The organism is Bradyrhizobium ottawaense, assembly GCF_002278135.3.
In the GTDB taxonomy this organism is placed as follows: Bacteria; Pseudomonadota; Alphaproteobacteria; order Rhizobiales; family Xanthobacteraceae; genus Bradyrhizobium; species Bradyrhizobium ottawaense.
In genome coordinates, this window is the sequence record NZ_CP029425.2 from 4,245,586 (window position 1) to 4,260,163 (window position 14,578).

Annotated in this window: 13 protein-coding genes; 5 read left to right on the forward strand and 8 right to left on the reverse strand. The window is 65.1% G+C overall.

The genetic code is table 11. From position 1 onward, the window contains the following. Positions 1-234: 234 nt before the first annotated feature. Positions 235-2,901: a glycosyltransferase gene (locus tag CIT37_RS20340; protein ID WP_028144540.1), complete on the reverse strand. Its 2,667-nt coding sequence runs from the start codon at positions 2,899-2,901 to the stop codon at positions 235-237. A gap of 217 nt (positions 2,902-3,118) precedes the next feature. Beyond that, complete coding sequence (locus CIT37_RS20345) at positions 3,119-3,709, reverse strand: hypothetical protein (RefSeq protein ID WP_028144541.1); 591 nt, start codon at positions 3,707-3,709, stop codon at positions 3,119-3,121. A 368-nt stretch (positions 3,710-4,077) separates the two neighbouring features. Between CIT37_RS20345 and CIT37_RS20350 the strand changes: the two genes are divergently transcribed. Continuing rightward, entirely contained in the window at positions 4,078-5,637 is a 1,560-nt protein-coding gene (locus CIT37_RS20350) for a glycoside hydrolase family 17 protein (RefSeq protein WP_161966443.1), read from the forward strand. On the opposite strand, the gene CIT37_RS20355 is transcribed toward CIT37_RS20350, so the two are convergent. The 5 genes from CIT37_RS20355 to CIT37_RS20375 all read right to left on the reverse strand — a co-directional run bounded on the left by CIT37_RS20355 (position 5,597) and on the right by CIT37_RS20375 (position 8,800). Then, positions 5,597-5,977, reverse strand: a complete 381-nt coding sequence (locus tag CIT37_RS20355; protein WP_028144543.1) for a hypothetical protein — start codon at positions 5,975-5,977, stop codon at positions 5,597-5,599. The genes CIT37_RS20350 and CIT37_RS20355 overlap by 41 nt on opposite strands. A gap of 91 nt (positions 5,978-6,068) precedes the next feature. Beyond that, a complete protein-coding gene (locus CIT37_RS20360) occupies positions 6,069-6,224 on the reverse strand; it encodes a hypothetical protein (RefSeq protein WP_161966444.1) in 156 nt (51 codons plus the stop codon). Between the two features lie 76 nt (positions 6,225-6,300). Further along, positions 6,301-6,741 carry an MgtC/SapB family protein gene (locus tag CIT37_RS20365; RefSeq protein WP_018317958.1) on the reverse strand — a complete coding sequence of 147 codons (441 nt, stop codon included), beginning with the start codon at positions 6,739-6,741 and terminating at the stop codon, positions 6,301-6,303. 232 nt (positions 6,742-6,973) lie between these two features. Continuing rightward, positions 6,974-7,231 (reverse strand): hypothetical protein, encoded by a 258-nt coding sequence (locus CIT37_RS20370; RefSeq protein ID WP_028144544.1) that lies wholly within the window; start codon positions 7,229-7,231, stop codon positions 6,974-6,976. Between the two features lie 177 nt (positions 7,232-7,408). Further along, on the reverse strand, positions 7,409-8,800 hold the full coding sequence (locus CIT37_RS20375) for a hypothetical protein (RefSeq protein WP_028144545.1): 1,392 nt from the start codon (positions 8,798-8,800) through the stop codon (positions 7,409-7,411). Between the two features lie 174 nt (positions 8,801-8,974). Between CIT37_RS20375 and glmU the strand changes: the two genes are divergently transcribed. After that, on the forward strand, positions 8,975-10,330 hold the full coding sequence (glmU, locus tag CIT37_RS20380) for a bifunctional UDP-N-acetylglucosamine diphosphorylase/glucosamine-1-phosphate N-acetyltransferase GlmU (RefSeq protein WP_038949108.1): 1,356 nt from the start codon (positions 8,975-8,977) through the stop codon (positions 10,328-10,330). Between the two features lie 154 nt (positions 10,331-10,484). On the opposite strand, the gene CIT37_RS20385 is transcribed toward glmU, so the two are convergent. Then, entirely contained in the window at positions 10,485-10,703 is a 219-nt protein-coding gene (locus CIT37_RS20385) for a hypothetical protein (protein ID WP_038970382.1), read from the reverse strand. Between the two features lie 221 nt (positions 10,704-10,924). On the opposite strand from CIT37_RS20385, the gene glmS reads away from it, so the two are divergent. The 3 genes from glmS (at position 10,925) to CIT37_RS20400 (ending at position 14,568) form a co-directional block, all read left to right on the forward strand. Continuing rightward, positions 10,925-12,751: a glutamine--fructose-6-phosphate transaminase (isomerizing) gene (gene glmS / locus CIT37_RS20390; protein WP_095424121.1), complete on the forward strand. Its 1,827-nt coding sequence runs from the start codon at positions 10,925-10,927 to the stop codon at positions 12,749-12,751. A gap of 84 nt (positions 12,752-12,835) precedes the next feature. Then, a complete protein-coding gene (locus CIT37_RS20395; RefSeq protein WP_028144549.1) occupies positions 12,836-13,606 on the forward strand; it encodes a DUF502 domain-containing protein in 771 nt (256 codons plus the stop codon). 104 nt (positions 13,607-13,710) lie between these two features. Then, the gene (locus tag CIT37_RS20400) at positions 13,711-14,568 is read left to right on the forward strand and encodes an NAD(P)-dependent oxidoreductase (protein WP_095424310.1); all 858 of its coding nucleotides are present in this window, start codon (positions 13,711-13,713) and stop codon (positions 14,566-14,568) included. Positions 14,569-14,578 lie beyond the last annotated feature (10 nt).

Consider the following 14,578-nt stretch of genomic DNA (forward strand, 5'->3'; position numbering starts at 1 on the left):
GCGGGGAAAAACCGGCTGTTTCCGGATCATGCTTTCGGCCCGCGCTGTGTAGGGGGATGGGGCGCTGAGGTCAATAGCTTGGGTGGTTGCCGAAAGACGCGGCAGGGGCGGGGATTTGCTCGCGGTTTCCGCCGCTTAAGGCGGAAAGCTCAACCCGAATTGGCGGGCCGTCATCCACGCCGAAGACCACGTATCTTTTAATCACGAGGTCCAAAGGCTATCGCGGAGCCTCAATCACTGGGTTTCCCGCCGCACCTCGTTCGGCACCGGCTGCGGCGTGCCGGGGGCCGGCAGCGCGACCGGACGCAGGCCGATCAGCTCGGCGGTACGGATCGCGCTGTCGCGCCAGAACTGGAACGAGTTGATGCGGCTGAGCTCGAGGATGGCGATGGCGACCGCGGCCAGGAACGGCAGGCTTTGCAGCACCAGCACGCCGGCGAAGATGTAGATTTCGGTGATCTGGCGGTAGCTGTTGGTGGCGATCAGCACGCCCGCGCCGATCAGGAGCAGGGTGCCGATCACGGCCTCCCAGAACGCCTGGAACTCGATCGACATCCGGGACAGGCCGCCCTTGGAGGTGCGGGCAAAGGCGATGTGCTCGGTGATGAGGCCCTGCGCCACCGCGCGCGAGACCGTCCATTGCACGCTCATCGCCGCGATCATGGCGCCGAGCATCTGTCCGGGCTTGATGGCGACGCGGGCGCGGTACATCGACAGGAAGTGCGCCAGCGAGACGATGAAGGCGCCGATGATCGGCAGCGTCAGGATCTTGTCGGGAATGGCGATGTCGGCGAAGGCGACGATCGGCACCCAGACGAGGTTGAGCAGCGCCACGACCACGCCGAGGCTTTCCGCGCCGAGCCAGTTCAGCCAGCCCAGGCCATATTCGCGCTTCTGGTCGGGCGTCAGCCGGCTCTTGCCGGGCAGGAAATAGCGCCAGTGCTTCTTGACGATCTGGAGGCCGCCATAGGCCCAGCGGTGACGCTGCTTCTTGAAGGCCTCGTAGGTGTCGGGCAGGAGGCCCTGGCCGTAGCGGTGATTGGTGTAGTGGGTGGTCCAGCCGAGTTCCTGGATCGCAAGGCCGAGATCTGAATCCTCGCAGATCGTGTCGGACGACCAGCCTCCGGCCATGTCCATCGCCGCGCGACGGATCAGGCACATCGTGCCGTGCACGATGATGGCGTTGGCCTCGTTGCGCTGGACCATGCCGATGTCGAAGAAGCCGGCATATTCGCCGTTCATGATGTAGTGCATGATCGACAGATCGCCGTCGCGATGCTCCTGCGGCGCCTGCACGAGGCCGACACGCGCATCGGCGAAGGCAGGCACGAGGTCCTTCAGCCAGTCGGGATCGACGGCATAGTCGGCGTCGAGGATGCCGATGATCTCGGCATCGGCGGCGGTGCGCTCCATCGCAATCCGAAGAGCGCCGGCCTTGAAGCCCTGCACCTTCTCGGCGTTGATGAACTTGAAGCGTTCACCGAGCGCGCGGCAATGGTCCTGGATCGGCTGCCAGAACGCGGGATCCGGCGTGTTGTTGATGATGACCACGCATTCGTAGTTCGGATAGTTCAGCCGCGACAGCGCATCCAGCGTCTGCTTGAGCATCTCGACCGGCTCGAAATAAGCGGGGATGTGGATCGAGACCTTTGGGCAGTAATTCTCGGGAACGTTCTCGACCGGCTTGCCCTTGCTGAGCAGCCGCTGCGGCGACCGGCCGAAGGCGACGGCTGCGATCTCGTCGATGCGCGCCATCGCAATGAGGACGAGGGGCACAAGCAGGATCATGCCGAGCGTGAGTGCGAAGGCCGAGCCGATGATGAAGTAATGGCTGTTCCAGAACGCGAACACGGTCGCGGCCCAGGCGCCGACGCCGTTGGCGGTCGCCGACAGCAGGAAGGCCTGCTTCGCGGTCGGCTTTTCAATCCGCAGGATCGGCAGCGACAGCAGGATGCCGACCAGGAGCGCGATGCCCATCAGCTTCCAATAGTCGGGGTTCTCGACCGGACCGGTCCAGGCGAATTTCGGCTCGCGGCTGGCGTTGAGGATGCCCCAGTAAGGACCGACGCCGCCTTCGAAGAATTTCCAGGGCTGATCGATGGCCTCGACGATGTTGTATTCCATGCCGATGGCTTCGGCGCGGCTGACGAAATTGCGCAGGATCAGGGCTTGCTGGAACGGACCCGGATCGGCGTTGCGCAAATTGTAGCCCTGGCTCGGCCAGCCGAACTCGGCGATCACGATGCGCTTGCCGGGGAACAGGTTGCGCAAGAGATTGTAGCGGTCGACGGCCTGGTCGACCGCCTGGTCGGAGCGGAAGTTTTCCCAATAGGGCAGCACGTGCGCGGCGATGAAATCGACGCTGGAGCCGAGGTCGGGATTGTCGCGCCAGATGTTCCAGATCTCGCCGGTGGTGACGGGCACGCGGACCGAGCCCTTCACCTTCTTGATCATGTCGATGAGGTCTTCGACCTTCTGCTCGCCGCGGTAGATCACCTCGTTGCCGACGACGACGCCGACGACGTTGCTGTTCTTGCGGGCGAGCTCGATGGCGGCCTTGATCTCGCGCTCGTTGCGATCCTTGTCCTTGTCGATCCAGGCGCCGACGGTGACCTTGAGGCCGAACTCGGCCGCGATCGGCGGCACCAGTTCCACGCCGCCGGTGGACGAATAGAGGCGGATCGCGCGCGTCATGGTCGACAGCGTCTTCAGGTCGGCGCGGATTTTCTCGACCGTCGGGATGTTGTCGATGTCGGGGTGGGCCGAGCCCTCGAACGGCGCGTAGGAGACGCTGGGCAACAGGCCCTTGAAGTCGGGCGCGGGTTCCTTGTCGCGCAAGACTCCCCATAGCCCTGCGTGAAGCGCAGACACGAGCAACAAAACGGCGGCGACAACGCGCATCGCGGCTAAACCAAAAGGGGCTGAGGGGGCAGGGAAGCGGATCCGACCCCGAGATCCGACCAAGTCCGCGGCAAAGGGAGCATATCTCTGCCGCGCGGTTTCTCAACTGTCATGGCCTCATGTCCTTATGAGGGCATGGCCTTTTTCGAACGACGCGCGGCGGTGCCAACCGCGTCTATGGCCGATCGTTCCTGAACGACAGCTGAAACGATCGCGGCTATTTCTGGGGCGCCGGCGTCGGGCTTGCCGCGGGCGATGGGCTGGCGGCCGGCTGCGGCTGCGCATTGTTGGCCGCGGGAGCGGCCGGCTGTGCCGCTGCGGCCGCCGCCTGCTGCGGCTGGGCTGCCGGGTTGATCCAGCAGGCATGCACGCGGCTGTCCAGGGTCTCGGCGACCTTGGGATCGATCTGGCCGCCGAACCGGGTCAGGCAGCGGAAGGCCGCCTGGATGTGGCCGCCGGGGCAGCCGAAGCGGTCATAGAGGTCGAGATGGCGGAACGCGGTATCGAGGTCATCCCGCCACATCAGCCGCACCACGCGCCGGCCGAGCCAGACGCATTCGGGATTGCCGGCCGGGCCGCTGATGACCTGGGCCGCTTCGGCGAATTCGTCGGTGCGGCGCTGGTTCTGGGCCGCATCCTTGGCGGCGTCGGCGGGCTGGGCGGCGGCCTTGCCCTGGTCCGGCGCGGGCGTGCCGCTCTGGGCGGAAGCGCCACCGAGACCGGCGAGAACGAGAAGGCAGGAGACGGCCAAGGTGGCGGCGAACTGCCGCAGGACCGCATTTCGTGACTCGAACACCCGTTGCCGCATGAATTCCCCAATGTATCCGCTGGCCGTCCGCGTCAGGATCCCGCGGACGCGCCGGTGATGGCGTCCAAATGGGTCTCCAATGCGGCGGAAAAGTCTTTCCGAGTCCATGACCTGTATTTGGAATTTTGTCCAGCAAAGTCACGATGCTAGGCCCCGGTCGAACAGCCGCAGCCCCATTCCTTTGGGGCAGGCGCGGATCCTTGAGAGTGGATCGGCATTTGGACACCCGCTTGGACACCCTCTTTGGACACCCCCTTGGCAGACGGCGTGCAAGCAGGTAATCGACGGACCCTTCGCGGAGGACGGAACCGATTTCACTTCGTACGCCACTGGCGCTTCTGCTCGTTTCACTGGGTGCGATTGCTGCCGTGTGGTGGTGGTTGGCGACGCCGATCACGCTCGCGCGCGCCCCGATCGATCCCGCCGAGAAGGTCCAATGCGTCTCCTACGCGCCGTTCCGCGGCGAGCAGACGCCGCTGAACGCGTGGACCCATATCGAGGCCGAGCAGATCGAGCAGGACCTGCGCCAGCTCAAGGAGATCACCGACTGCGTCCGCACCTATTCGTTGGAGAACGGGCTCGACCAGGTGCCGGCGATCGCCGCCAAGGTCGGCGGGCTGAAAGTGCTGCAGGGCATCTGGCTCTCCAGCAACCGAGCCAAGAATTTTGAGCAGGCCGCGCTCGCCATTCGTCTCACCAAGGAATTCCCCGCGATCATCACCGCCGTCATCGTCGGCAACGAGGTGCTGCTGCGCGGCGAGATGACGACGGCGGACCTCGTCTCGATCATCCGCCTGGTGAAGACGCAGGTCAGCGTGCCCGTCACCTATGCCGACGTCTGGGAATTCTGGCTGAAGAACCGCGAGGTCTATGACGCCGTCGACTTCGTCACCATCCACATCCTGCCCTATTGGGAGGATATGCCGGTGAAGGCGAAGTTCGCCGCCGCCCATGTCGAGGCGATCCGCGAGCGCATGGCGGTGGCGTTTCCGGGCAAGGAAATCCTGATCGGCGAGACCGGCTGGCCGAGCGAGGGGCGCATGCGCGACGGCGCGCTGCCCTCACGCACCAACCAGGCGCGGGTGGTCTCGGAAATCCTGGCTCTGGCGAAGGCGAACAAGTTTCGCGTCAATCTGATCGAGTCCTACGACCAGCCCTGGAAGCGAAAGCTGGAGGGCACCGTCGGCGGCTATTGGGGCCTGTACGACTCGGTGCGCCGCAGCTTGAAATATCCGCCGGGCGAGCCGATCAGCAATTTCCCGTACTGGAAATGGTACATGGGCGCCGGCATGGGCCTTTCCGTGCTGGTGTTCGCGGTCGCGCTCATCACGCTGCGCCGGCGGCCGTGGACGCCGCGCTTCTCGGCCTGGCTCGGCGTCGCCATTTCGGCGACGACGGCGGGCAGCCTGCTCGGGATCGGCGCCGACAAGCTGTATTATGAGAGCTACGGCGTCGGCGGCTGGCTGCTCTGGGGCGCGCTGCTCGCGGCCGGTATCCTGTCGCCGATCTTCTGCGCGCAGGCGATGGTGATCGGCCGCAGCCTTCCGACCTTCCTCGATCTGCTCGGCCCGCGCGAGGGCCGAAAATGGTCGAAGCTCACCGCGGTGCTCGGCCTGACGCTCGCGGTGACGGCCGTGATCGCGGCCGCGACTGTGCTCGGTTTCGTTTTCGACCCGCGCTACAAGGATTTCCCCTACGCCGCGCTGACGATGGCCGTGGTGCCGTTTGCGCTGTTGATGCTGAACCGGCCGCAGATCGGCCAGCGTCCGATCGCGGAATCGGTGTTCGCGGGCGTGCTGGCGCTGTCGGCCGTCTTCGTGCTGTTCAACGAGGGCCGCGACAATTGGCAGTCGCTGTGGACCTGCACGATCTATCTGTTGTTCGCGCTCACGCTGTGGCGGGCGCGGGCCGAGCAAACCCAAGAATGAACAGGCCGATCGCCAGGCCCGACAGCACGACATTGTAGAGCACGATGCCGAGGCCGGCGGCGATGATGCCGACGGTGAGCAGCACGATCGACGGCCGCATCAGGTTCAGCGTCGCAACCACCAGCGCGACGATGCCGAACACCGAATTCTTGAACAGCACCGTCGAGACCGACCGCGCCTTGCAGATCATCGTCTGAAGCCCGGCGTCGCAGGTGAGAGCGACCTGCGACAGCTCGATCGCAAGGTAGCGCAGATAGAGCGCATAGCCGACGGACGCGAAACCGACGACGATCAGGAACTGCACCTGGTAGGGCGAGAGGCGGAAGGGCTTTTTTGTCATGGCGGCAATATGGTCGTGATGGCGCGGGCAGGCAACAGGGCAGGGGATGTTTCTGTAGATCCGGCTCGCCCACGACGTGCGCGAGGGGCCGTCAAAGCCGGCTTTGCGTCGCCCGATTCTGGTCCGCGAGCCGTCGCTCGTATTTCTCAGCCAATGCAAGCAGGCGTTTTCTGATGTAGGGGTCCGCCTGCTCGGCCAGCTCGCGGATCAACGCGAGTTGCTCCCGCAGAAACTTCGCGTCCGTCATCTCCGCTCCGAATCAAAATCCGTCGCGGATACTGCCGCCTTACGCGGACCTCTTCCCTATCATTTGGTATGTTTGCCTATTTCAATCCCAGCCGGCGCTCGACCCAGCCAAGAACGAACAGCACGAGCAGCGTGACGGCGATCGCTGCGGCGACCAGCAGCCAGGCTCCGAGCGCGCAGGCAATCCCGAGGCCCGCCGCAATCCAGACGGTTGCCGCGGTCGTGAGGCCGTGCACGGTCTTCGCCTTGGCGTCGTGCAGGATGACGCCCGCGCCGATGAAGCCGACACCGGTCAGCACGCCGGCAACGACGCCCTGAATGACCCGGGAGATCGCATCGGGGTGGTCACGCAGATTCTGGAACTCGATCACGGAGATCGAGACCAGCGCGGAGCCCAGAGCGACAAGCGCCAGGGTGCGCATTCCGACCGGCTTGTCGTTCATGTCGCGGTCGATGCCGATCAGCAGCCCTGTTCCCGCCGCGACGAGAAGCCTCAGCACATCATCCAGTTCGTTCATCGAAGCTCGTGCGTTTCGGGAGACGGACGCTTGGCGTGCGCCCGGCAGATCGGGACTAAACGCCAACTTGGTGAGAAAGAGCCGCTGAGATCCAAGCGTCCGATGGTCGCATGCCCGCGCAACTCTGAGCGATCATCGGCGATCAGGCAGCGCGAGCCGCCGTTCGACAAGGCGATGGCGCCGACCAGCCTGGTCGACGCCATCTGCCAGAGTAGAACGCGACCGCGCACCATCACTTCTTGCTGGTGTTCGAGCCCGTGGTGGTCTGCATCTTCTGTCCCGGCGCGCTCTCCGAGTGGCCCGGTCCCTTGGTGGTATTGGTCTGGTGACCAGGGGCGTATTCGGACGCGCCGGGTCCTGTCGAAGGCTTCTTTGTGTTGTGCATTTGCTGACCCGGCGCGTTGCTCGAGGCGCCCGGCGATTTCGTCGTTTGCGCAAGCGCCGGAGATGCCGCCAGAAGCGCGGCCGTTGCGATGATCAATGTCTTCACGTGGGTTTCTCCCGAGGTCATGGAGGCGGGCGCGCGTGATTTCTCACATCGGCCGCTCCGGTTCACGACCGGGACAACTTGGCAATTGACGGGTGGTTTCTCTTCTCGGACCGAAATTTAGGTTCATCGGCGCGCGCAAAAACACGCCGGCATTCACCGCCCGTTCAGGCGCAATGTTTATCGCCTGAAGAACGACGACAGCGTCGATCCCGCGGACGCAGACGCGGTCTCCGGCTTCGCCGGCGCGGGCTGCGCCGCAGGCGGGGGCGCGGGCTCTTCGCGCTTCGACGAGCGCTTGGAGGAGTAGCTGCGGCGGCGCTGCGGCTTCTCGGGCTTTGCACTCGGCGCGGGCGCGGTTTCGGCTTGCGGGACCGCGTCCTGGTTCTTCTCGGAGTTCTTCTCTTGAACTCTGTCCTGGGACTTCTCTTGTCCCTTCTCCGATCCGCCGCGCATCGAGAGGCGCTGGCCGTCGAAGACGGTGGTCTCGCAGTGACGATCGTTCTCCGCGAGGCTCGCGCAGAATTTTGCGGCGGCGGCGGCGTTGACCAGCGGACCGGCACCCAGGCGAAGCTGCATGCCGAGGCCGGTGTTGCCTTCCTTGATCATGATGATCGGTCGCAGTGCTGCGATTTCCGGATTGGTTTTGCTCAGGCCGCGCCAGAGCGCGCGCAGGCCGTCGATCGAATTGGCGCCGCCGAGGTCGATCGCGAAACGCGTCTGCTGGACCGCGATGGCGGGGGATTCGTTCTCGGCTGCCTCAGGTGCCTTCGCGGCTGTCGCGACGACTTCGGTCGGGGCGGGCGCCGGCTCGACTTTCTTCTCGGCGGCCTTCTCGTTTGTCTCGGGCTGAATCAATTTCGACGCGGCTGGATCGGGCGGCGCCATGATCGACTTGGACGGCACCAGCGGTATGGTCGGCAGCGCCGAAGTCGCTGCCAGCGGCTGCTGCACGAGCGAGGCGGCGGCGGCAGTCTGCGGTGGCAGGCTCGACGGCTCCTTTGCAACTTCCTTGAGCGTATCCTTGACCGTGACCGTATCCTTGGGCGTGTCCTTGGGCGTGTCCTTGGCGGCCTCGGTGCGGGGCTTGTCGCCGGCGGAGGCGGGGGTCGAAGCGACCGGCGCGACGCTGGGCGCCGTCGGCGTGGCATCCTGCGGCTTGCCGGGCTGCGGTGGTGCGGTGGGTTGCTTGGCGATGGCGCCGGTGACGGAATCGAGCCCTTGCTCGACCACGGTGACACGGGAATAGAGCCGGTCGCGATCCGTGTTCAGCGTCTCGATGGCGGCCGCAAGCCGGCGGGCCTCGTTCTGGCTCTCCTTGGCCAGCGCCTGGAGCCGCTCTGCCTGGCGCGCGAGATCGGCGGACGCAACCTGGTCGCGCCGCCAGCCGAGTTGGGCCTGATTGGCCATCACCGCGATGACGACGGCGCCTACGGCTGCCACACCCCAGGAGCCCAGCCGCCACATCATGCGGCGGTCGAACGCGCTTTCCTCGGCCACAAGTCCGGAGAACAGCCCGCCGGTCTCCTTGGTGCCGAAGGCATCCGCCAGTGGGTCGGAATCCTTTGCCATGAACGTTAAGTGCCCAGCCCTGTCCGGCTTCCCCGAATCAATCAGGGAACATTAACAGGAAAAGCGTGTCGCACTTGAATTCCGGGCGTTTGCGGGGGTAGCAAGGCAAGAGCTTTTGAGGGTGGTTGCCCGCCCGTCGCGCCAATTGATTCGGCCGTATCTGACAGGATTTCGATGACCGCCCGTTCCAGCCTCACGATCGTGCTCGCCGCCGGCGAAGGCACGCGCATGCGATCGAACCTGCCGAAAGTGCTGCATCCGGTAGCCCACCAGACCTTGCTCGCCCACGTGCTCGCCGCGGCACCCCAGGGAACCGGCACCTCGCTCGCGGTCGTGATTGGCCCCGATCACCAGGCGGTCGCGGACGAGGCAAAGCGCATCCGGCCCGACGCGCTCACCTTCGTGCAGGCCGAGCGGCTCGGCACCGCGCATGCGGTGCTGGCGGCGCGCGAGGCGATCGGGCGCGGCGTGGACGATCTCCTTGTTGCCTTCGGCGATACGCCGCTGATCTCGGCCGAGACCTTTGCACGGCTGCGCGCGCCGCTCGCCAGGGGCGCGGCGATCGCCGCGCTCGGCTTTCGCGCCGCCGATCCCACCGGCTATGGCCGCTTCATCGTCGAGGGCGAACGCCTGGTCGCGATCCGCGAGCAGGCCGATGCCAGCGCAGAGGAGCGCAAGATCGATCTGTGCAATGCCGGCGTGATGGCAATCGACGGGCGCCGGGCGCTCGAAATCCTCGGGCAAATCGGCAATGCGAATTCAAAGGGCGAGTATTATCTGACCGACGCGGTCGAAATCGTCCGCAAGCAGGGATGGGAGTCCGTGGTGATCGAGACCAGCGAGGATGAAGTGCGCGGCATCAACACCAAGGCGCAGCTTGCGGAAGCCGAAGCCGTGATGCAGGCGCGCTTGCGGAAAGCGGCGATGGAGGCCGGCGTCACGCTGATCGCGCCCGAGACCGTTTATCTGTCCGCCGACACATTGTTCGGCAAGGACGTGACGATCGAGCCTTTCGTGGTGATCGGCCCCGGCGTGTCGATCGCCGACGGCACCGTGATCCACTCGTTCTCGCACATCGTGCAGACCACGCTTGGCAAGAACGTTTCGATCGGCCCCTATGCGCGCTTGAGGCCCGGCACCTCGCTCGGCGACGGCGCGCGGATCGGCAATTTCGTGGAGACCAAGGCGGCGACACTGGAGGCCGGCGTCAAGGTCAATCATCTCTCCTACATCGGTGACGCCACCGTCGGCGCCAATTCCAACATCGGCGCCGGCACCATCACCTGCAACTACGATGGCTTCAAGAAACACAAGACAATCATCGGGCAGGGCGCCTTCGTCGGCACCAATTCCTCGCTGGTCGCCCCGGTCAAAATCGGCAATGGCGCCTATATCGGCTCGGGCTCGGTGATCACCCGCGACGTGCCTGACGATGCGATGGCACTGGAGCGCAACCAGCAGACCATCCGCGAAGGCGGCGCTGCGCGCTATCGCGAGCTGAAGACGGGCGGCAAGAAACCGGAGAAATAGGCACTATTCTGTTGTGTCGCAGCACACGCCGCCCTCATCCTGAGGGCCCGCTGGAAGCGGGCGTCTCGAAGGAGGGCCGCGGGCGAGATGCGGGGGCTTCATGGCTCGAGACGCGCTTTGCGCTCCTCACCATGAGGGTCTTCGTCCGTAGGCGCTATTCGTCGTCGGCGAATTCGGAGAAGATCGCGCGGGTCAGGCGCCAGCCGCGCGGCTTGGCGCGTTTGGCCGGCTCGCCTTCAGCGTGCTTCAGGAAGACCGGCTTGCTTTCCTTGCCGCGCTGGGGCGGCGGCCAATGCGCCAAATGCGTGCCCGTGGTCTCGCTGGCACGCAAGTACATCGATGACAGACCTTTGCGGTCGGACGAGCCTTTCATGGCTTTGCTCTCCTGCACCGGAATCGTTGGTCAAACATATTGACAACAAGTTAACGTGCGCTGTCTAAGGCCGGCCAATTCGACGCAGGCGAAGCTCAGGTTGCGGTCCATGCTGTCTCAATCCGCAATAATTATTGAGTATATGGTTCCCTGGGAATTTCGCTAAAAACCGGGCGCGTCGTTTAGGCGATTTTTCGACGATTTGGGGGATAGTGATCCGCATGTGCGGGATTGTCGGCATTCTCGGGCGCGAGCCGGTTGCAGAGCAGCTGGTGGATTCGCTCAAACGTCTCGAATATCGCGGTTATGACTCGGCGGGCGTCGCCACGCTCGAGGGCAGGCATATCGAGCGCCGCCGCGCCGAAGGCAAGCTGAAGAACCTGGAGAAGCGGCTGGAAGCCGAGCCGCTCCAGGGCACCACCGGCATCGGCCATACCCGCTGGGCCACCCACGGCAAGCCCACCGTCAACAACGCCCATCCGCACGCGACCGAGCGCGTCGCCGTGGTCCACAACGGCATCATCGAGAATTTCCGCGAGCTGCGCGAGGAGCTCGAGAAGAAGGGCACGGTGTTCCACACCGAGACCGACACCGAGATCGTGCTGCACCTGGTCGACGATTTGCTCACGCGCGGCAACAAGCCGGTCGAAGCCGTCAAGCTGGCGCTGGGGCGGCTCCGCGGCGCCTTCGCGCTCGGCTTCATCTTCGCCGGCGACGGCGACCTGATGATCGGCGCCCGCAACGGGCCGCCGCTGGCGATTGGCTATGGCGACGGCGAGATGTATCTCGGCTCGGACGCCATCGCGCTCGGCCCGTTCACCGACACGATCAGCTATCTCGAAGATGGCGACTGGGTCGTGTTGACGCGCAAGAGCGCGTCGATTTTCGACAAGGACGGCAATGCCGTCCAGCGCGACAAGATCAAGCATGCCGCCTCGACTTCGCTGGTCGACAAGGCGAACTATCGCCACTTCATGGCGAAGGAGATCCACGAGCAGCCGGAAGTGGTCGGCCACACGCTGGCGCGATACGTCGACATGGCGACCGAGCGCGTCTCGCTGCCGGTCAAGCTTCCGTTCGACTTCAAGAATATCCAGCGCATCAACATCACCGCGTGCGGCACCGCGAGCTATGCCGGCTACGTCGCGAAATACTGGTTCGAGCGCTTTGCGCGCGTGCCGGTCGAGGTCGATGTCGCCTCCGAATTCCGCTACCGCGAGGCGCCCTTGCGCAAGGGCGATCTCGCCATCTTCATCTCGCAGTCGGGCGAGACCGCCGACACCCTGGCGGCACTGCGCTATGCCAAGGCCGAGGGCGTGCATACGGTCGCCGTCGTCAACGTGCCGACCTCGACGATCGCGCGCGAGAGCGAGACCGTGCTGCAGACGCTCGCGGGCCCCGAGATCGGCGTCGCCTCGACCAAGGCCTTCACCTGCCAGCTCATGGTGCTCGCAAACCTTGCGATCGCGGCCGGCAAGGCGCGCGGCGAATTGTCGGACGAGGACGAGACCAAGCTGGTCCATGGCCTCGTCGAGGTCCCGCGCCTGATGGCGGATGCGCTCACCACCGAGCTGCAGATCGAAAAGCTCGCGCACAGGATCGCCAAGTCGCGCGACGTGCTCTATCTCGGCCGCGGCACCAGCTTCCCGCTTGCGCTCGAAGGCGCGCTGAAGCTGAAGGAGATCTCCTACATCCACGCCGAGGGGTATGCTGCCGGCGAGCTCAAGCACGGGCCGATCGCGCTGATCGACGAGACGATGCCTGTCGTCGTCATCGCGCCTTACGACCGGGTGTTCGAAAAGACGGTCTCCAACATGCAGGAGGTCGCCGCGCGCGGCGGCAACATCATCCTGATGACGGACGCGAAGGGTGCGGAAGAGGCGACCGTCGAGTCCCTCGTCACCATCGTCATGCCCGACATGGCGGCGGCCTTCACCCCGATGGTCTATGCCGTTCCCGTGCAGCTGCTCGCCTATCACACGGCTGTCGTCATGGGGACCGACGTCGACCAGCCTCGCAACCTCGCGAAATCGGTGACCGTGGAATAGGCAGAAGGGATATCAGTCGGTCGCGGTCTTCCAAAACCTGCTAGAAGACTCTAGCTTGTGTGCTGCGACCGACCTGGAACCCGAATGACCCCCCGCGACGACGCGCCTGCGCCTCTTGATCCCCTCCCGGAACCGCATACCGGCCTGATGGGCCGCTTCCGCAACTATTTTCTGACTGGCCTCGTGGTGACGGGGCCAATCGCGATCACCCTGTATCTGGTCTGGTGGTTCGTGACCTGGGTCGACGGCGTGGTGCGGCCGTTCGTGCCGCTGGCCTACCGGCCCGAAACCTATTTGCCGTACGTCATTCCCGGCTGGGGATTGGTCGTCGCATTTTTCACGCTGACGCTGGTCGGATTCCTCGCCGCCAACCTGATCGGCCGGACGCTGGTCGATGTCGGCGAGACCTTCCTCGGCCGGATCCCGGCCGTGCGCGCCATCTATCGCGGCCTGAAGCAGGTGTTCGAGACGCTGTTCTCGGGCAAGGGCTCGAGCTTCCGCAAAGTGGGCCTGGTCGAGTTTCCCTCGCCGGGCATGTGGTCGATCGTGCTGATCTCGCAATCGCCGAATGAAGAGGTCGCGCGCAGCCTGCCGGGGCAGGAGGAGCATGTCTCCGTGTTCCTGCCGTGCTCGCCGAACCCGACCACCGGATTCTTCTTCTACGTGCCCAAGAGCAAGATCGTCGAAGTCGACATGAGCACCGAAGACGCCGCGACCTTGATCATGTCGGCCGGCGTGGTGCAGCCGGGCTCGGCACCCGATCCGAAAAAGGCCGCCGCGCTCGCGGGCATGGCGAATGCCGCGCGCATCGCCAACGCCTCGGCGCTTCGGCCCGAGCCTGCGAAGGTGGAGTAGGGCCATTCCGCTGCGGGATGGCCGCCGATCACGCGCGCGTTCGCATCCTCTGATATTCTCCGGTTCGCCTGAGCGCCTCGCTCGGAATCGATCTGGAGTATATGATGTCCAAAACCATTGCGATCCTCGCACCCGGCGCCATGGGCAGCGCCGTCGCCCGCCGCCTCAGTGAGCACGGCGCGCGCGTGCTGACGTCTTTGGACGGGCGGAGCGAGGCGACGCGGAAACGCGCGGCGGATGCCGGCATGGTCGACGCCGATGACAATCAGATTGCGGGCGCCGATATCATCCTCTCGATCGTGCCGCCGGGCGAAGCCGTCGCGCTGGCTGAGCGGCTGGCCGCGCTGATCGTCAGGCGCGAGAAGAAGCCGGTCGTCGTCGATTGCAATGCGATCAACGTCGACACGGTGCAAAGGATCGAGGAGATCATCGGCTCGGCGCAGGCGCCGTTCGTCGATGGCGGCATCATCGGCTTTCCGCCGCAGCCCGGCGGCAAGAGCCCGGCCTTCTACATGTCCGGCGAATACGCCAAGGAGGTCGCGGTGCTGAAGGATTTCGGCCTCGACGTGCGCATCGTCGAGGGCCCGGTCGGCGCCGCGTCGGCTTTGAAAATGTCCTATGCCGGCATCGTCAAGGGCCTCGCCGGCATCGGCTCGGCGATGGTGGTCGCGGCGACGAAAGCGGGCGCAGCGGACGCGTTGCGTGACGAACTGGCGCTGAGCCAGCCCGCGATTCTGGCGCGGCTCGAGGTCGCGCTGCCTGACATGATCCCGAAGGCCTATCGCTGGGTTGCCGAGATGCGGGAGATCTCCGGATTCCTCGGCCCGGATCATCCGGCCAGCCAGATCTATGAGGGCTTTGCGAGATGGTTCGAGCATCTCGCCGAGGATGCAAATGGTGAGGCGGCGGATGCCGCGCTGATGAAGGCGTTCGCTGCGGGGATCACACAGAAGAAAGCCTAGTCGCTCCCGC

Coding starts and splice junctions, on each gene's coding strand:
- CIT37_RS20340 (WP_028144540.1), bottom strand. CDS start 2,901: ATGCGCGTTGTCGCCGCCGTTTTGTTGCTCGTGTCTGCGCTTCACGCA.
- CIT37_RS20345 (WP_028144541.1), bottom strand. CDS start 3,709: ATGCGGCAACGGGTGTTCGAGTCACGAAATGCGGTCCTGCGGCAGTTC.
- CIT37_RS20355 (WP_028144543.1), bottom strand. CDS start 5,977: ATGACAAAAAAGCCCTTCCGCCTCTCGCCCTACCAGGTGCAGTTCCTG.
- CIT37_RS20360 (WP_161966444.1), bottom strand. CDS start 6,224: ATGACGGACGCGAAGTTTCTGCGGGAGCAACTCGCGTTGATCCGCGAG.
- CIT37_RS20365 (WP_018317958.1), bottom strand. CDS start 6,741: ATGAACGAACTGGATGATGTGCTGAGGCTTCTCGTCGCGGCGGGAACA.
- CIT37_RS20375 (WP_028144545.1), bottom strand. CDS start 8,800: ATGGCAAAGGATTCCGACCCACTGGCGGATGCCTTCGGCACCAAGGAG.
- glmU (WP_038949108.1), top strand. CDS start 8,975: ATGACCGCCCGTTCCAGCCTCACGATCGTGCTCGCCGCCGGCGAAGGC.
- CIT37_RS20385 (WP_038970382.1), bottom strand. CDS start 10,703: ATGAAAGGCTCGTCCGACCGCAAAGGTCTGTCATCGATGTACTTGCGT.
- glmS (WP_095424121.1), top strand. CDS start 10,925: ATGTGCGGGATTGTCGGCATTCTCGGGCGCGAGCCGGTTGCAGAGCAG.
- CIT37_RS20395 (WP_028144549.1), top strand. CDS start 12,836: ATGACCCCCCGCGACGACGCGCCTGCGCCTCTTGATCCCCTCCCGGAA.
- CIT37_RS20400 (WP_095424310.1), top strand. CDS start 13,711: ATGTCCAAAACCATTGCGATCCTCGCACCCGGCGCCATGGGCAGCGCC.